Genomic DNA, 19047 nt, shown 5'->3' on the forward strand with positions numbered 1-19047 from the left:
CTTCATACTAAATTTAGTCTAAACAAAGGTACTCTCCAGAGCTTGTAGTTATGTCTAGTGCTAAATCTGATGATAAAACTAAGATGAAAGAAATCAAATAGTGTAGTTAAAAGATTAATCCAGTGTAAAGATTTTTAATTTTTATTCATAATTAAGAATTATTATTGACTATATGCATAATAGTAGTATTATATAAGTGATACAAAAAAATACAATTAAGTATAAAATTTTAATACTTATTAATAATAGTTATCTATATTTAAGTTTAACTATAGTACACTGCTATAAAATAATATTAAGCATTAGAAGCTATTTTTAATATATAAGTTTTAATAAAGTTTATACATTAAATTTGTTTACAATCCTAGATTACACTAGGGAGTATTAATGAATTTTATTTATTGGAACTTATTATATAGTATAGAATGAAATTTATACGAAAATTAGATTTAAAATGTATAAATAAAATTAATTTGGAGTGTAGTATGAGTATGAGTAAGAGTAAGAGACATAAAAAATTTATCAAAAACGCTAGCATTAAGATAGTTATATCAATATTGGGAATAATTATTATACTTATAGGTGTATACTTTATTAAGAATTTTAATGGTAATTTGGAAAGTAATGAGCCAACTTCAGATGTTATGGCTAATGCTAGTAATATGAATTCAGTGAATCGTAATGATTTATTAAATATAAGCCGAATTACGGGAGAAAATCCTGAGGAAATGGCTATAAATATGTCCAAGCAAATATGGAATAATTCTGATGTGGCAATTATAGTAAATCAGAATTATTTCAAGGATGGATGTATATCATTACCGTTAAGTGGAAAGTATAATGCACCTATACTTTTATCACCAGGCGAAACTCTAAATGATTCATTAAAGGAAGAGATTACAAGATTAAAAGCGACTAAGGTAATTCTAATTGGTGATGTGAATTTAGTTTCAAATAATATAGAAAATGAACTTATTGAAAAAGGGCTAGAAGTAAATAGGATTGAAGGAAAAGACATTACTAGTCTTAGTATTAGTATTGCAAGAGAATTTAAAGATAATAATACATATATTCTTGCAAATAGTGATGATCCTAAAGAAATGATGTTATTATCATATATTGCTATGAGGGATAAAACACCAATAATAATATCAGACAATTATTTATTAACATATGGATTCCTAAAAGATAAAAAAGATTCAACTGTATATTTTGCTGGAGATGAAGATATACTGTATAGAACATTTTCTAATATACATATGAAGAAAATAGATATATCCAAACATTTTAAAGATGTAAATATAAACTTATTAAATAAGAATAAAAGTTTATACAAAGATGAGCAAGTTATTATGACTTCAAGTAACAATCCTTTAGAATTTATATCTGCGGGATCAGCGAGTGGAGTCTTAGGCATGCCTCTAATTGATATTGGTTCAGATATATTAAATAAATCAATAGAAGAATTTATGATTGAGAATGGAAAAAACATAAAGAATGTTATTGCTGTTGGTAACGAAAAAGAAATTAGTAACGATTTACTAAATGTAAACTACTGGGGAAAATTCTATACAAATGCAAGACAACCTTTAGTAACTCCAACCTATGATGGAAGTAACCAAGCGGTTCATCCAGATGTATTGTATGTTGAAAATGGTTGGAATGGATATAAATATTTAATGGGGTTGACACCTTATCCAAATGGTGATGATGATTATGAAAATCCACAAATATTAGTTAGTAATGATGGCATTAATTTTAATTACCTAGATGGTATGAAGAATCCGTTAGATGTTCCTAAAGATGTTAAAAGTGGTGGACACTATTCTGATATAGATATATGTCTAGTTGATGATACATTAGAAGTTTATTTTAGATATAATCCAGCTGATAAGTCGGGTAAAAAACCAGATAATGGTACTAATATGCTTTATGTAATGAAAAGTAAAGATGGTATAAATTGGAGTGAAAAAGAATTAGTTCTAACTACAAATACCTTTGATAAAAAGTATGATTATGTATCACCAATCATAATTTATGATGAGGGATTATATAAAATATGGTTTTCTAATTATAGTAGTGATTTATATTACACCGAAACTAAAGATTGGAAGAGTTTTAAGAACATCCAAGTATGTAATTTTAAAGATAAGCCATCTAATTTTCACTTATGGCATCATGATTTAATTAAAACAGATTTAGGATATGAAATGGTTATAAATGGATATGAAGATTCAAATTCTGCAAAACAAAATCTTTATTATACCTTTTCACAAGATGGAGTGAATTTTTCACCAATGAAAAACATATTAAATATATCTGATAAAGAAGGAGCTTTTGATAATGCCACTCTGTATAAATCTAGCTTAGTAAGAGTAAAGAATAAATATTCTCTTTATTATTCTGCAAGAAGTAAAACAAATCAATGGAGAATTGGGTTAGCCGAAGAAAAAGATAGTAGAAATTAAAGCAAAATATTCCAATATTTATTACAAAATGTTGGAATATATAGTATAATTATCAATATAAAATTATAACGGAAGTTGGGGGAGTGTGTAATGAGAAATATTCAACTAGAAGATTTTATAAAGTATAAGTTTTTATCATATTTAAAATTTTCACCAAAAGGAGATAATGCTTGTTTTGTAGTATCTAGCTGTAATGTAGAAGATAACAGCTATAATTCTAATCTATGGATTTATAATTTAAGTTTAGATGAGTATTATCAATTAACTTCTTTTAATAAAGAGAAAAATTTTATATGGCTTCAAGATAATGAGACTATATTATTTCAAGGAGTAAGAGATAGTAAGGATAAAAAGGAACTTGAGGAAGGGGAGGAATTTTCTCAATTTTATAAGCTAAATATTCATGGTGGAGAAGCTATTAAAGCTTTTAAAATTCCTATGGCCATTGAAGCTATAATTGAAGTAGATGAAGATACATTCTTATTTACAGGTACTCATAAGGTGGGAGAAAAAAGTTTATTTGAACTTTCAGAGGAAGAAAAAAGCGAGAAATTGAAATTAAAAAAAGAGGAAAAGGACTATGAAGTTTTAGATGAGATACCATTTTGGAGTAATGGTAGTGGCTTTATTAATAAAAAGAGAAGTGGGCTATATAAATATTTAGTAAGTACAGGAGAGATAAACTTAATAACTGATAAATATGACTCAGTTATGTCAATAGAATTAAGTGAAGATAGAAATAAGGTAGTATTTACTGCAAGTTCTTATAAAGATAGAGCACCACTTAATGATGATTTATACATTTATGATATTAAATTAGATAAGCTTACTCTAATTAATGAAGAAGAAAAGTTTTCTTATGCTCATGTAAGTTTCATGGATGAAAATACATTAATAGTACTTGGAAGTGATATGAAGGAGTATGGAGTTAACGAAGATGGCAAATTCTATTTAATAGATATAAATAATAATAGTAAAACCTTATTAACACCAAACTTTGATAGAAGTACAAGGAATTCTGTAGGTTCAGATTGTAGATATGGGGGAAGAAAGTCTACTGTAAGAGATAGCAACTACTTATACTTTACAACTACAGAAATAGATAGTTCTTATATAAATAGAATCGATATAAATGGAAATATAGAAAAAGTAAGTTCTACTAGAGGATCTATAGATTCCTTTGATGTAAAAAGCGGTAATATATTATTTATAGGTCTTAGAGAACAAAAATTGCAAGAAATATATTCATTAAAAGATGGTAATGAATCTGAAGTTTCAAAGTTTAACCAATGGATACAAGATGAATTAAAGATATCAAGACCAGAAAGAGTTGAGTTTGAAACGGAACCAGGTATAATAGTAGAAGGTTGGGTACTGAAACCTATAGATTTTGAAGAAAATAAAAAGTATCCAGCTATTCTAGATATTCATGGTGGCCCGAAAACTGTTTATGGTGAAGTGTTCTATCATGAGATGCAACTTTGGGCTAATATGGGCTATTTTGTGTTCTTCTGTAATCCGCGTGGTAGCGATGGTCATGGAAGAGGTTATGCGGACATTCGAGGAAAGTATGGAACTATTGATTATGATGATATAATGGCTTTTACAGATAGGGTATTAGAAAAATATAAGAATATAGATGTAAATAATGTAGGTGTAACTGGTGGATCTTATGGAGGCTTTATGACTAACTGGATAATTGGTCATACTGATAGATTTAAAGCAGCTGTATCGCAAAGAAGTATCTCAAATTGGATTTCTAAGTTCTGTACTACAGATATAGGATTCTATTTTGTGGATGATCAAAATGGAGGTACTCCATGGAATAACATTGATAAATTATGGTATCACTCTCCACTTAAATATGCAGATAAAGTTAAAACACCAACACTATTTATACATTCAGAAGAAGATTATAGATGTTGGTTAGCAGAAGGTCTACAGATGTTTACAGCATTAAAGTATCATGGTATTGAAACTAGGCTTTGCATGTTTAGAGGAGAAAATCATGAGCTTAGCAGAAGTGGAAAACCAAAGCATAGAATAAGAAGACTTACAGAGATAACAAATTGGTTTGAAGAACATTTAAAATAGTATATAAGTAAACACCTTATAAAATTTTTTATGAGGTGTTTATTTATATGAAAAACTTAACTTGAATGATAAGTATATTAGGAGCATAAACTACTGAAATATATAAAATAATTATATAGGTCTATAAATTAACTAACGAAAATATGGGAGGAATATCATGTCTATAGCATTTAAATTTATTACTTTAATTTTAATAATAGTATATGGTGGATTATCTATCCTTGCTTGTGTTATGGCAATCAGACAAAGTAGAGATAATATTTTCCCTAATATCATGATGATTGTAGGAAGTATAGTTATTTTATTTGCATCCATTACGGAATTCAATAGAGGGAATAATATGTTATATATTCTTCTAATAGGATTGATACTAATACACATAGCTGCAATAATTCATGGATATAAGCTATTTAACCAACTAAATTTAAAACATCATATACTACGAGGATGTATTTCTATGATAATTCTAATATGTTATTATATAGGATTTTTATTATAATATATATATAAAGCATTAAGGGATTCAATATATTTTATATTCTTCATCTATTATATAATCTTTTAGGAATTTTTTATATATGCATAATGAAAAATATATAAAAATATGATTTAATATACTTAGAAAAGGAATATGAAAGGGGTAACTTAAGATGGCAGTGAAAAGAATAGTTCAATATGGAGATGAACACTTAAAAAAAATTAGCGATACTGTAGTTGAAATAAATGAAGAAATAAGAGAATTAATTCAAGATTTAAAAGATACATTATCAACGGTTGAAGGTGTTGGACTTGCAGCTCCACAAATAGCTGTAAATAAAAGAGTTATATTAATTGATGTAACACCTGATAATACTTCTCCTATAATATTAATAAATCCCAAAGTTGTTAAAGTGTCTAAGGAAACAGCTAGTGATTATGAAGGATGCCTTAGCTATGTTGGATATGAAGGAGTAGTTGAGAGACCTGTTAAAATGGTAGTTGAAGCTTTGAATGAAGAAGGTAAGCTTATAAAGTACGAAGTAGAGGATTTTATGGCAAGAGTGTTCTGTCATGAAATGGATCATTTGGAAGGAATTCTTTACATGGAAAAAGCTGATAAAATGTATGAATTGGTTGAAGAATAAAATTTACTAAATAGCAATATTAAAATTGTAAGAGCTGTTAATAGGTTATGACCTTTTAGCAGTTTTTATTTTTTTATTAGATTTACTTTATTATAAAGCCATTCTATATCATTGATAATTAGTGAAATCATAGCAAGGATTTTTAAAGTTTTCTATTCACCTATAATTTAAACTAGTACCATATTTTATTAATTTAAATGCCTATATAGACTTACTTAAAAACTTTTATATGGATTTATAATAAGATTTAGATTATTATATAATAAAGGTAAAATTTATGCTTTATTTTATATGATAAGGGAGAGTATATAAGATAAAGAAATGTCTAAATAATATATATAATTTATTAAAGAAATTTTGCATATAGAAGCTTAGAAATGCAAAAATTAAGAAAATGTAATGAAGATAAAATAAATATTTAGAAAATAAAAATGAAGGAGTATTATAGTATGAATAAAAAGGGAATTATAGAAATTTTAGAAGATAATGCTTTAGAAAATATTAAAGAAATAAAAAAACATGATCAGTGTTTTATAATTAAATTTTCTTACGAGTTTGATGATTTAGAGCTTGAAGGAGCTAGAGAATTTGCAAATGAAGAGTGTGAGGATGAAAAAGAAGGGGAACAGTGGTATCAAGAGTATTTTCTACCATATTTAAACGATATTGCTATAGATAATATTAATGATATAATAGATGAGATTTCAGAATCCTATGATTTAGATTATGAAATGTTATCCTATGAGCTTTCAGAAGAGAGATATGATGCTATGGATTTCTTAGTTGCTTTCTATAGAGAAACTTTGCCAGTAGATATAGATGACCTAATTTTGGAGTTATAATTCATTATGAAAAGATTACTTATAATAAATAGTTCACCTAATGCTGAAGGTCATACAAATAAAATCTTGGATGCACTTTTAAAGGGAATTAAGAGTGATATAGAGATAAAGCATATCAATTGCTATGAAGTAAATATTAATCCTTGTATTGATTGCAAGTATTGTAGCAAGGTATTGGGGGAGTGTTCAATTAAGGATTCTATGACCAAGATTTATAGACAAATAGAAACAAGTGATATAATTCTTTTAGCATCTCCTATGTATTTTGGAATGTTCCCGTCACCATTAAAGTCATTGATAGATAGATGTCAAATGATTTGGAGTAGAAAATTTATATTTAATCAAAATACAAGTAAAAGAAAACAAGGTATACTTATATTTAATGGGGGTAGCTCCTGGAACAATATGTTTAGTACTATGGAAACTATAGGTAAGTATTTTTTTAATACCATTAATTGTGATATTGTATTTAAGTTATATATAGACAATACAGATTTAAATCATAATTATATTAACGAGTGTCATAATGAAATTTTAAAATGTCAGGATCTAATAAATAAGGAGCGAATATTAGGCTAACTTCTTATGTTTTTTATGTGGATCATGATTTAGCTTTTGATATTCCACAATGTATTCGTCTAAATGTTGAGAGCATATTACAACAATAGTATCTGTAGGTCTCTTAAATCTAAGCAGTACATGCAGTAGTATTTTAAAAGATTTAATTTTTTGATTTAGGAAATTAAATTTTGATAACATACAATCACATCCTTAAACTTTATATTTTTATTTTAACAGACAGACAACCCAATGTTAACAATTATTAATAGTCAAATTCATATTTGGTTTTACAAAAATCTCCATAAAAGGGATGGATATATCATGAAAGACCAAACAGGAAATATATGGAAATGACTTAATGCGATTTTGAGTTATTTGGGAAAAAATGTAATAATATATTTTGCGACATATGCTGAATATATATTCAAAATAATTAAAAAACATATAAAAATAATACTAAAATCGTCATAAAAGTACTTTGTAAAGAAAAATGTTTTATAAGACAATGATTTAATTATTATAGCAGGAGGAAAATAATGAGTAAATTATATAAAAATATTGATGATATGAAAATAGAAGAAGTTATTGAAGAAATAAATGCACTATATAAAAAGAGCCAAGAGAGTGGTTTAACAGAAGAAGAAAAAAATAGACAACAAGTTTTAAGGAGAAGGTATATAGATAATGTTAAAAAGAATTTTAGAGCTCAAATTAATGGATATAAGCCTTTAGATCCAAAAAAAAATAATTAATAAAGGATAAATTAAAAAACAATTATAGAGGATAATTTAGGCTAGGTGGAGGAGTAAGATGGGAGTAAAAGTTTTAGACTTGGTTAATAACTATAATTTAGAAGTTCTAGTAGAAGGAGATTTAGAATCAAATATTACGGTGAGTGATATCCATAGGCCTGGATTACAGTTTGCTGGATTTTATGATTATTTTGATAATAAGAGGATTCAAATAGTAGGTAAAACTGAGTGGAGCTATCTAAAGTGTCTTGATCCGGAAGTAAGGATACGCAGAATTAAAAAATACTTTTCATTTCCTATACCAGGAGTAATCATAACAAGTGGCTTGAAAGTACATGAGGAATTTTTAGAAGAAGCAAGAATTAAAAACGTCAGTGTGATTAGAAGCAGTGACAAATCTACAAAATTTATTAATAGGGTCAGTAATTTCTTAGATTCAGAGCTAGCACCAGAGACTAGGCTTCATGGTGTTTTGGTAGATGTATATGGTATTGGAATTTTGATTATAGGGGAAAGTGGAATTGGAAAAAGTGAAGCAGCTCTAGAGCTTATTAAAAGAGGTCATAGGCTGGGAGCTGATGATGCGGTAGATATAAAAGAAATAGATGGGAACTTGTATGGAGCTTGCCCATATATAACTACTGGAATGCTTGAAGTTAGAGGTATGGGAATTATCGATGTATCAGCAATATATGGAAGTAGTTGTATAGTTTCTCAGAAGAAAATTAGTTTAGTTATTTCTTTAGTTAATTGGGATGGAAATGATAAGTATGAAAGACTTGGAGTAGATAGAGAATATACGGATATATTAGGTGTTGAAGTGGAAAAAATAGTATTACCTTTAAAGCCAGGACGTAATATAGCTGTTATTATAGAGGCTGCAGCAGCCAATTTTAGGTACAATGCTACTTCTAACTGCACTGCTGTAGAAACTATTGAAAAAAGAATTATGGATAGTCAAAATTCTTAGTATATCTATTCTTAGGATATCTAAAGGGAGAAATATAGTTCCAATAAAAATTTCAAGAAAAAATTTATTTATACTAGGTATTAGTTAATAAAATTCATTATATTAAATATAATATATAATTTAAATTTTCTAAAATTTAAATTGTAAATGAATTGAATTTAGAGTAATATAAAAGTAGAATTCTATAACTATAAATTTTATCGGGAGGGATTTTCGTGGATGATTTAAAAAATTTAGAAAAGAAATACGAATCAGTTTGGGATAAATATGGAAAGGAAGACCTAAATAAAGCATTTGAGCTATCAGATAGATATATAGATTTTATGTCAAAGTGCAAAACTGAAAGAGAATGCGTTAATGAATTCGTAGAATTAGCTGAAAAAGAGGGATATGTAGATATAAACCAATGCATAACTGAAAGAAAAAAACTTAAAGCTGGAGATAAAGTTTATGCAAATTGTATGGGAAAAACTCTTGCTTTATTCCTAATTGGAACTGAACCTATAGAAAAAGGATTTAAAATACTAGGTGCACACGTTGATTCACCAAGACTTGACCTAAAACAAAATCCACTATATGAAGATTCTGATTTAGCAATGCTTAAAACTCATTACTATGGTGGAATTAAGAAATATCAATGGGTTACTATACCATTAGCAATTCACGGTGTTGTAATCAAAAAAGATGGAAGCTTAGTAAATATAGTTATAGGTGAAGATGATAGAGACCCAGTAGTTGGAATATCAGATTTATTAGTTCACTTATCTGCAGATCAAATGACTAAGACTTTAGCTAAAGGAATTGAAGGAGAAAGCTTAAATGTATGTGTTGGTTCTATACCAGTAGAAGATAAGGAAGCTAAAAATAGAGTTAAACTTAACATACTAAGACTTCTTAATGAAAAATACGGAATTATAGAGGAAGACTTTGTATCAGCTGAACTAGAGGTTGTTCCAGCAGGAAGAGCTAGAAGCTATGGTTTAGATAGTTCAATGGTTATGGCATATGGTCATGATGATAGAATTTGTGCATATACTTCTTTTGAAGCAATGATGAAAATAAACAGCACAGATAAAACTTGTATAACGCTACTTGTAGATAAAGAGGAGGTTGGAAGCCAAGGTGCAACTGGAATGCAATCAAGATTCTTCGAAAATACTGTAGCAGAACTTGTAAATCTTGTTGAAGACTACAGTGAACTTAAAGTTAGGAGAGCTCTTGCAAATTCTAAAATGCTTTCTTCAGATGTAAGTGCTGCTTTCGATCCAAACTATCCATCAGTAAGTGAAAAACAAAATAATGCATTCTTTGGTAAAGGTGTAGTATTTAATAAATATACTGGAGCAAGAGGTAAAGGTGGCTGTAACGATGCAAACCCTGAATTTATTGCCCAATTAAGAAGAGTAATGGATAAACATAATATTTATTGGCAAACATCAGAACTTGGAAAGGTTGACCAAGGTGGCGGCGGCACTATAGCTTATATTCTTGCTGAGTATGGAATGGAAGTTATAGATTCAGGTGTGGCTTTACACAACATGCATGCACCATGGGAAATTGCAAGTAAAGCAGATATATATGAAACTTGCAGAGCTTATGAAGCATTTTTATTAGATATCTAATTTAAGTTACTATATTAAACATAAAAGGTGGAAGACTAATTCTTCTACCTTTTTGTTTTTATACTATTATTAGTTATTCCTCTGTGAAATATTTGCATATGCCATATAAATTATAGGATGTAGGTACTTCAGTTATATTTACATAATCCACTTCATATTTACCATCCCAGCTATATATAGATATATATTTCTCGTTAAATATATTGATAGCATATTTTTTATCTACAAATTCAATATATACTTTGTATTTATATGATTCAGGTAAATCAGAAGGTTTTTCAATAAAGTAACTTTCATCTAAGGTATTTAAAAAGCTAATTATATCTTTAGATTCTGTCTCAGGAAAATCAAATTCTTTAAAAAATTCTCTATAAAAAACAGAGATGCGTGTTGGCTCAGTTTTGTTAATATTACTTATAAGTTCTTGACTATAGTAGTTAATTTGTGATTTTTCTTTATTCAATGATAGCTTTATATTTGTACAACCAGTACTAATTATTAGTATTATAGTTATAATTAAAATTAGTAGTTTATTTTTCAAAATATCAACCCCTCTATTCCTTATAAATTATGAAAATTAAAGTGATTTTATTACTATTTATAATGAAAAACTATATATTATATGTAACTAAAAATAGTATGTTAATTTAAGATGTAAGTAGTAATCCATAAGTATATATTATTTATGAAATTATATATTATTTATGATGGTAAAAACATAAAGAAATGATAAAATAAATAGTATAAAGGAAGGAGTCTTATTTATGTTAATTATAGATAGGTTTGAAGAAGAATATGCTGTATGTGAAAATGAGTATAAGAAAATGATTAATATACATATTTCAGAATTACCTCAAGGTGTAAAAGAGGGGGATTGTATAGAATTAATAAATGGAAAGTATATTATTAATCATAAAGAAACGAAAAGACTTAGAAAGGAAATTGAAAAACTTACAGAAAATTTATGGAAATAGCAATATTATAAGCTGGAAGATATGTATATGCATATCTTTTTTTTATATGTATCTTTATTTAATGATAACTAATAACCTATATAATAGTAATAAGTAATAGGTATTATATGAATAAATTAAAATTGAGTTAATATTAAGTTAAGAAAAAGTTAAATATAAAGAATTTTCTGTAATATGCATAGAGATATGGTTTTATATATGTTATAATTAAATAGAAATGATTATCAATTGATTTAAAGCTTTAACATCAATAATGTAAGGAGGAAATCTATTGAATAAAAATTTAGCATTAAAAATCAAGGAGTCTTTAGTAGCTGTAGTTCCAATTACAATCATTGTGCTACTGCTACACTTTACAATCTCACCCATGCCCCTTGGAACCTTAGCACTATTCTTAATAGGAGCTGTATTACTCATATTTGGAATGGGAATGTTTACATTAGGAGCTGACATGGCAATGATGCCCATGGGAGAAAAAATAGGAAGTCATATTACTAAATCTAGAAAAATTAGCATTTTAGTAATAATAACTTTTTTAATGGGAATCATGATTACAGTTGCAGAGCCTGATCTACAGGTATTAGCAAAACAGGTTCCTGCAGTGCCAGATATGGTTCTAGTTGCAGCAGTTGCACTAGGAGTAGGGTTTTTTCTAGTAGTATCACTACTTCGTATAGTTTTTCAAGTTAAGTTGTCTTATTTGTTAATTGTATTTTATTTAGTCGTTTTTGGTTTAGCAGCTTTCACATCAAAAGATTTTATTGCAGTAGCATTTGATTCAGGTGGAGTTACTACAGGTCCCATAACAGTTCCTTTTATAATTGCCTTAGGAATTGGTGTAGCTAAGGTTAGAGGGGATAAAAGTTCATTAGATGATAGCTTTGGTCTAGTTGCATTAAGCTCTATAGGTCCAATTTTAGCCGTGCTAATTCTAGGTATGTTTTATGATTCATCTTCTGGTAGTCATATGAAAATAAACCCAGCAGAGGTTCATAGTATAAAAGAACTTATAGGATTATTTATTAAGGGTTTCCCAGTCTATGCAAAGGAAGTAGCTATTGCCCTTTTGCCTATTATAATTTTCTTTCTCATATTTCAATTCTTTTCATTTAAATTGTCCAGACATCAAATAAGAAAAATATCTATAGGAATGTTGCTAACATACTTAGGACTTGTATTTTTCTTAACTGGTGTAAATGTTGGATTTATGCCAGCTGGAAATTATTTAGGTAAGAAGATAGCATCTCTTTCTTATCATTGGATACTTGTGCCTTTAGGAATGGTTATAGGATTTTTTATTGTTACAGCAGAACCAGCCGTTCATGTACTAAATAAGCAAGTAGAAGAAATTACAGGTGGAACAATTTCTCAAAAATCTATGTTAGGTAGCTTAGCTATTGGAATGTCTATATCAGTAGGTTTAGCAATGATTAGAGTTATTACAGGTATAAGTATATGGTATTTCTTAATTGTTGGATATATAATTGCATTATCACTGACATTTTTTGTGCCTAAGATATTTACGGCTATTGCATTTGATTCAGGAGGGGTTGCATCAGGACCTATGACAGCGACGTTTTTACTTCCTTTTGCTATGGGAGCCTGTGAAGCCATAGGTGGGAATATTCTTACAGACGCCTTTGGAATTGTTGCGATGGTTGCTATGACGCCTCTTGTTACTATACAAATACTAGGACTTATATATAGTATAAGGACTAAGAAAAGAAATTCTTCTAAGAATATGTCAGTAGATGAGGATAATGACATAATTGATTTTTAAAAGGAGGAAGCATGTATGACAGATAAACTATCCATTTGTGATGGGATAAAGCTAATGGTTACTATTATTGATCGTGGAAAAGGTGAAAAGGTTACAGATATATGCAAGGAAAATAATATTAGTTTTCATTTGATTTGTTTAGGCAAGGGAACAGCTAATTCTGAAATATTAGAATATCTTGGAATAGGGGATACGGAGAAAGATATAGTGATGAGTTCGGTCCCAGAAGACAGGGCTACTTCTATTGTAAGAGAGTTATCGAAGAAATTACAGCTTGATAAGCCTGGAAATGGAATTGTATTTACAATACCTATAAGTAGTGTGGCTGGAGTGGTTACGCTTCAATTATTAACTGGATTAATGAATTAGGAGGATGCAGTCAAATGGAAAATGAAAGAAAGTTTGATTTAATTATAACAATAGTGAATAATGGTTTTGGAAACCAGACCATAGAAGCGGCAAAACTAGTAGGCGCAACTGGAGGAACTATACTTAATGGTCGTGGATTAGGAGTGAATGAGGCTAAGAAATTTTTTGGAATATGTTTGCAGTCAGAAAAAGAAGTGGTACTTATTTTAACTAGACATAACTGTAAAACTGAAATAATGAAAGCAATAGGAAAGGAAGTTGGAATTAAAACTCCAGGAGAAGGCATATGTTTTTCACTTCCTGTAGATGAAGTAGCAGGTTTATCTATATAATTTGCTTACTGTAAAAGGTAAATTAAAATTCAATATAAGTACAAAATAAGGTGAATTATTCAATAATTCATCTTATTTTTATTCTATTTATTTTATTATAGTAGTTAAAAATTTAGGTGAATTAATAAAACATGTTCAATATTTGGTGTAATTGACAATTATTGAGTTAAGATATACAATTATAATTGTTAAAAGTTTATCAAAATTTTTGAGTAGCTTATAATTCATATTATAATAGGAGATGGGTTTTTAATGAGTATACTTAAATTTAAAAAAGCTAATTGTAAAAATTGTTATAAATGTATTAGAAATTGTCCTGTTAAGGCTATTGAGGTAAAGAATAGTCAAGCTCAGATTATTGAAAGAGATTGTATTCTATGTGGTAACTGTATGGTTGTTTGTCCTCAAAACGCTAAAGAGGTTCGTAATGATGTTTTAACTATAAAAAATTTGATCAGAGAAGGAAAGACTGTTATCGCTAGTGTAGCTCCTTCATTTATTTCAAATTATGATGTTGATAAATTTTCAGAATTTGCTGATATGTTAAGAAAGCTGGGATTTAGTGACGTGTTTGAAACGGCAGAAGGGGCATATATAGTTAAAAGTGAATATGAAAAGTTAATTGAAAGTCATTGGAGAGAGATAATTATATCTTCATGTTGTCCTACAGTTGTTAAATTAATTCAAAAGTATTATCCAGAAGCATTAAAATACTTAGCACCTGTACTTTCACCTATTCAGGCCCATAGTATATTACTAAAAAATAATATAAAAGATGCCATTGTTGTATTCATTGGTCCTTGCATATCTAAAAAAGAAGAATGCGAAAAATGTGAAGAGTTCAACGATATAACAATTACCTTTGAAGAGTTAGACCTTTGGATAAAAGATGAAGGACTAAAATTTGAAGATGATAAGAATTTAGATGGTAACACATATATTTCAAGATTTTTTCCCATTAGTGGAGGAATTTTAAATACCATGAATAAGAAATCTGATTATAGTTATATTGCTATTGATGGTATTGATAATTGCATAGAAGTATTAAAAGAGATAATTAACGATAAGCTAAGTAATTGTTTTATTGAAATGAGTGCATGTAATGGCAGTTGCGTAAATGGACCAGCATCATCCATTAATAAATCTTCATTAATATCTTCAATAAATAAAGTAGAAAATATAGCATTAGACAAAAATACGCCTACTGATTTTAATTTTAAATATGATATTGATACAAGTAGAACAATTAAAGATGAGCAAGTGGTTTTACAACCACCTAATGATAAGGAAATAACCAGTATACTAAAAAAGATGGGTAAAAGCAGTATTGAAGATGAATTAAATTGTGGAACTTGCGGATATTCAACTTGTAGAGAGAAAGCAATAGCAGTAATTTTAGGGAAGGCAGAAATAAGTATGTGTTTACCTTATATGAAGGAAAAAGCAGAATCTTTTTCAGATAAAATTATAAGTGTTACACCTAATGCCATTATTACGGTAGATGTTAATTTAATAGTTCAACAAATAAATAAGTCAGCCTGTAAAATATTTCAAATTGAAGACTCTAAAGATATTATCGGATTTCCCATATCTAGAATTATGGATGACTTTGATTTTATAAATGCCATAAGTACAGAAGAGAATATTGTCAATGAAAATGCTTACTTAGCTGAATATGATAAATTTGTTAAACAGAATTTTATATATGACAAAAATAATGGAATTGTCATTTGCATTATGAAAGATATAACTAAGTTAAAATTAAAAAGAGAAAAGCTAATTAATGAAAAGAATCGTAGAGCTGATATAACTGATAATATTATTGAAAAACATATGTGTATTGCACATGAGATTGCATCATTACTTGGAGAGACGGCAGCAGAAACTAAAATAGTTCTTACAGATCTTAAAGAAGCAATACTTATGGAGGAAGAGGATTATGACTAATGTATTTTTAGAGAGTGGTTTTGTAAGCTTTAATAAACATGGCGAATCTATTTCTGGAGATTTTTATACTACAGTCAAAAGAAAAGATAAAACCACATTTGTATTATCTGATGGTTTAGGAAGTGGTATTAAAGCTAACATATTAGCGACATTGACAGCAAAAATATTAAGTACCATGATGTCTAGTAATATGTCTATAGAAGAAAGTGTGTATACAATGGCTAGAACTTTGCCTGTTTGTAAGGTTAGAAACATGGCATATTCTACTTTTACCATACTACAAATTAATCATCGAGGTGATGCTTATTTAGCACAGTTTGATAATCCATCAGCAATATTAATAAGAGAGGGCAGAAATATAGATTATAGTTCAAACTGTAAAATTATTCATCAAAAGGAGATACATGAGAGTAGTCTTAGACTTAGTATAGGCGATATGATTATAATAGTAACTGATGGAGTTACTAGTGCTGGTCTTGGAAGAACTACAAAAAATGGTTGGAAAAGAGAAAGTATTATTGAATATGTTCAGAGATGGCACACTTCAGATATGTCACCACAAAGGATGGCAGCAACTATAGCAAATGCATCAATGGACTTATATGTGAATTCTCCAGATGATGATATAACTGTTGCTGTATTTAAAATTTGTGAGAGGAAGGTAGTTAACATTATTGTAGGACCACCAGAGCATAAAGAAGATGATAGAAAGACGTTAAAACTATTTTTTTCAAAGAAAGGTAAAAAAATAGTTTGTGGTGGTACTACAGCTCAGATAGTAAGTAGGTACTTAAACAAACCTATAATAATAAATAATAATACAGGTAATGAGGATATACCTTCAACAGCATGTATTGAAGGTATAGATTTAGTTACAGAAGGGGTTCTAACTTTGGAAAAGGTTCTATGTATTGCAAGGCAATATACTATTAATTCAAATATTTCCTTAGATTTAAGAAATAAAATAGATGGAGCATCCATGATTTCTAAAATGTTATTTGAAGAAGCAACGGATATAAATTTTTTTATAGGTAAGGCAATAAATCCTTCACATAATGAGTTAAATAGTGATGTTAGCTATACTATAAAGTTAGGAATTATTAGAGAGTTGGAAAAAATACTAAATGATATGGGTAAAAATGTTAAAATGAGTCTTTGTTGAATAAAAAGTTCAGAATATACTTCTATCTATTAATTACTTAAAAATATATTATATAGATTATTGATTTTAACAAAAATTCTATTTAAGTATTTATATAAATATAATAAATGATATAATAAAATTGCATCATTTGTGTAAAATATAGTATTATTAGGTCAATAAATGAATTTAAATAATATATTTGAAAAAGAGGAGAAGTGTACATATGTTTAGCAATAATTCAACAATAGATCAAGTAATAAACAATATATCCTTATTAGAAAAACCAAAATTAAATTTAAAGATTAGTAGTAATAATTTAGAAAAATTAAAAAGTATATATTCTAGATTAAATATTGGAAAGTCAAGTTTTGAAGAAATTTCAGAGTTAGTATTAAACTCTGTTATTCAAATGAGTAGTTTAGATCTATTGTTAAAAGATAAAGAGGAAAAGATAAATATTGTTAGTAAAGAAATTATAAACTTAATGGATAAGATTACACAAACAACAAATATAACATCCCATACATCAGAAGAAGTTACTGCAGCTCATGCTGATATGACATTAGCAATTAGCACTCTATCTATGAATTCCTCAATGTTATTAGAGGCAACTAAAAAGAATGAAGATGAATTGGCGGAAATAAAGGAATTTTCGGATGAGGCTATAAGTCATTCTAATAGCATGAAAGCAGATATGGGTAACCTTATACATGTTATTGAGAATATACAAAGTGTAATAAGTGCTATTAATAATATTTCTGAACAAACCAATCTTTTAGCTCTTAATGCTTCTATAGAAGCTGCTAGAGCTGGAGAAAGCGGTAGAGGCTTTGCGGTAGTTGCAGATGAGATAAGAAAGTTAGCTGATGAGACAAAAACTTTAACTTCAAGTATGGACGAATTTGTAGCTGCCATAGAAACAGCATCTAATAAGAGTAATATAAGCGTAGATAACACAGTAGAATTTTTAAATAAAATAAATGAAAATTTAGATTCTGTAGTTGATTCTAGTAAAGAAAATAGAGACAAGATTAATAATATTACTGAAGCAATAAGCACCGTTGCTACTAATAGTGAAGAAATAAATGCTTCTATGGATGAGGTTTCTACTAGCATAAAGAATCTTGAAGGTGATATTGATTATTTAAAAGAGAGTGGAGATATACTTGGAGATGTAAGTGATAGTTTAAGTAAAGTTATAATTCCAGTATCTGCTATAGAATCAGATTTGGACAGAGCTGCAAAAACAATAGGAACTTTAGTTAATGATAGATACTATATGATAGATAATAAAGTATTCATAGATACTATAAATAAAGCAATAGTAGCCCATGAAAATTGGTTATGTAACTTAAAGCATATGGTTGAAACAGGGATTATAACACCTCTACAAGTAGATGAGCGTAAATGTGGATTTGGACATTTTTATTATTCTATGAAACCTAAAAATAAAGAAATATTTTCTATTTGGAATAGGTTAGAAGAGAAGCATAGAAAATTCCATGAATTTGGACAAGTAGGTATAGATGCTATTAATAGAGATAATAATAGAGAAGCAGAAGAAACATATAAAAAAGCAGAGACTCTATCAAAGGAGCTAATTAATGATTTTAAAATGATTATAACTATTACTGAAAGAATAAATAAAGAAAACAAAAATATTTATGAAAATTAAAAATTTAAGCATGAGCTGTTGCTCTTGATTAAAAATTAGTCAAGAGCAACAGCTCTTTTAGATTTAATTCGTTTAAATTTTTTTGAGAATATATTCAATTCTAAGGGAGATAATAGATAATGTGCTATCTATTACAAAAATTATTGATATCCAAAATATTTCTATTATAATTATCATCTCATTATTATGTGAAAACAATTATTTATATGTATAGTAAATAAAATAAAAAAAATAGAAACATCTTGATTAATCAAGATGTTTCTATTTAAAAACTGGTGCCGGTGACCGGGGTCGAACCGGTACGGTGTTGCCACCACGGGATTTTGAGTCCCGCACGTCTGCCAATTCCATCACACCGGCTAGTACATTTAATATTTTACCACAATATCCTAA

The 19047-nt window shown here is 28.2% G+C and carries 18 protein-coding genes and 1 tRNA gene; 16 read left to right on the forward strand and 3 right to left on the reverse strand.

What is annotated here, in order from left to right; genetic code table 11:
- The first annotated feature begins 491 nt into the window (after positions 1-491).
- From B3W71_RS07040 to B3W71_RS07065, 6 genes are all read left to right on the forward strand, one after another.
- A complete protein-coding gene (locus tag B3W71_RS07040) occupies positions 492-2468 on the forward strand; it encodes a cell wall-binding repeat-containing protein (RefSeq protein WP_346888233.1) in 1977 nt (658 codons plus the stop codon).
- 90 nt (positions 2469-2558) lie between these two features.
- Positions 2559-4562, forward strand: coding sequence for a S9 family peptidase (locus B3W71_RS07045; RefSeq protein WP_346888234.1), 2004 nt, complete (start codon positions 2559-2561; stop codon positions 4560-4562).
- Between the two features lie 157 nt (positions 4563-4719).
- Positions 4720-5061, forward strand: coding sequence for a hypothetical protein (locus B3W71_RS07050; protein ID WP_346888235.1), 342 nt, complete (start codon positions 4720-4722; stop codon positions 5059-5061).
- A gap of 151 nt (positions 5062-5212) precedes the next feature.
- Positions 5213-5686 carry a peptide deformylase gene (gene def / locus B3W71_RS07055; RefSeq protein ID WP_346888236.1) on the forward strand — a complete coding sequence of 158 codons (474 nt, stop codon included), beginning with the start codon at positions 5213-5215 and terminating at the stop codon, positions 5684-5686.
- Positions 5687-6135: 449 nt separating this feature from the next.
- Complete coding sequence (locus B3W71_RS07060; RefSeq protein ID WP_346888237.1) at positions 6136-6528, forward strand: hypothetical protein; 393 nt, start codon at positions 6136-6138, stop codon at positions 6526-6528.
- Positions 6529-6534: 6 nt separating this feature from the next.
- Positions 6535-7107: a flavodoxin family protein gene (locus tag B3W71_RS07065; RefSeq protein ID WP_346888238.1), complete on the forward strand. Its 573-nt coding sequence runs from the start codon at positions 6535-6537 to the stop codon at positions 7105-7107.
- Here B3W71_RS07065 and B3W71_RS19270 read toward each other — a convergent pair.
- Positions 7099-7287, reverse strand: a complete 189-nt coding sequence (locus tag B3W71_RS19270) for an aspartyl-phosphate phosphatase Spo0E family protein (protein WP_414631998.1) — start codon at positions 7285-7287, stop codon at positions 7099-7101. The genes B3W71_RS07065 and B3W71_RS19270 overlap by 9 nt on opposite strands.
- Before the next feature lie 338 nt (positions 7288-7625).
- On the opposite strand from B3W71_RS19270, the gene B3W71_RS07070 reads away from it, so the two are divergent.
- The 3 genes from B3W71_RS07070 to B3W71_RS07080 all read left to right on the forward strand — a co-directional run bounded on the left by B3W71_RS07070 (position 7626) and on the right by B3W71_RS07080 (position 10433).
- Complete coding sequence (locus B3W71_RS07070; RefSeq protein WP_346888239.1) at positions 7626-7841, forward strand: DUF896 domain-containing protein; 216 nt, start codon at positions 7626-7628, stop codon at positions 7839-7841.
- Between the two features lie 58 nt (positions 7842-7899).
- Positions 7900-8811: an HPr(Ser) kinase/phosphatase gene (hprK, locus tag B3W71_RS07075; RefSeq protein WP_346888240.1), complete on the forward strand. Its 912-nt coding sequence runs from the start codon at positions 7900-7902 to the stop codon at positions 8809-8811.
- A gap of 215 nt (positions 8812-9026) precedes the next feature.
- The gene (locus tag B3W71_RS07080; RefSeq protein ID WP_346888241.1) at positions 9027-10433 is read left to right on the forward strand and encodes an aminopeptidase; all 1407 of its coding nucleotides are present in this window, start codon (positions 9027-9029) and stop codon (positions 10431-10433) included.
- Positions 10434-10506: 73 nt separating this feature from the next.
- Here the strand turns inward: B3W71_RS07080 and B3W71_RS07085 are convergent, their stop codons facing one another.
- Complete coding sequence (locus B3W71_RS07085; RefSeq protein WP_346888242.1) at positions 10507-10974, reverse strand: DUF4883 family protein; 468 nt, start codon at positions 10972-10974, stop codon at positions 10507-10509.
- A gap of 223 nt (positions 10975-11197) precedes the next feature.
- Here B3W71_RS07085 and B3W71_RS07090 point away from each other — a divergent pair, with 223 nt between their 5' ends.
- The 7 genes from B3W71_RS07090 to B3W71_RS07120 all read left to right on the forward strand — a co-directional run bounded on the left by B3W71_RS07090 (position 11198) and on the right by B3W71_RS07120 (position 18654).
- On the forward strand, positions 11198-11407 hold the full coding sequence (locus tag B3W71_RS07090; RefSeq protein ID WP_346888243.1) for a DUF3006 domain-containing protein: 210 nt from the start codon (positions 11198-11200) through the stop codon (positions 11405-11407).
- A 271-nt stretch (positions 11408-11678) separates the two neighbouring features.
- On the forward strand, positions 11679-13187 hold the full coding sequence (locus B3W71_RS07095) for a DUF1538 domain-containing protein (protein WP_346888244.1): 1509 nt from the start codon (positions 11679-11681) through the stop codon (positions 13185-13187).
- A 15-nt stretch (positions 13188-13202) separates the two neighbouring features.
- Positions 13203-13556, forward strand: a complete 354-nt coding sequence (locus B3W71_RS07100; RefSeq protein WP_346888245.1) for a hypothetical protein — start codon at positions 13203-13205, stop codon at positions 13554-13556.
- 14 nt (positions 13557-13570) lie between these two features.
- Positions 13571-13888 carry a P-II family nitrogen regulator gene (locus B3W71_RS07105; protein ID WP_346888246.1) on the forward strand — a complete coding sequence of 106 codons (318 nt, stop codon included), beginning with the start codon at positions 13571-13573 and terminating at the stop codon, positions 13886-13888.
- 252 nt (positions 13889-14140) lie between these two features.
- Entirely contained in the window at positions 14141-15835 is a 1695-nt protein-coding gene (locus B3W71_RS07110) for a [Fe-Fe] hydrogenase large subunit C-terminal domain-containing protein (RefSeq protein WP_346888247.1), read from the forward strand.
- Positions 15828-16997 carry a SpoIIE family protein phosphatase gene (locus B3W71_RS07115; RefSeq protein WP_346888248.1) on the forward strand — a complete coding sequence of 390 codons (1170 nt, stop codon included), beginning with the start codon at positions 15828-15830 and terminating at the stop codon, positions 16995-16997. The genes B3W71_RS07110 and B3W71_RS07115 overlap by 8 nt, the downstream gene beginning before the upstream one ends.
- Before the next feature lie 205 nt (positions 16998-17202).
- The gene (locus B3W71_RS07120) at positions 17203-18654 is read left to right on the forward strand and encodes a methyl-accepting chemotaxis protein (RefSeq protein ID WP_346888249.1); all 1452 of its coding nucleotides are present in this window, start codon (positions 17203-17205) and stop codon (positions 18652-18654) included.
- Positions 18655-18927: 273 nt separating this feature from the next.
- Here the strand turns inward: B3W71_RS07120 and B3W71_RS07125 are convergent.
- Positions 18928-19014, reverse strand: a tRNA-Leu gene (locus tag B3W71_RS07125).
- Positions 19015-19047 lie beyond the last annotated feature (33 nt).

This window comes from Clostridium sp. UBA1056 (assembly GCA_002316385.1).
Lineage (GTDB): Bacteria > Bacillota > Clostridia > Clostridiales > Clostridiaceae > Clostridium_J.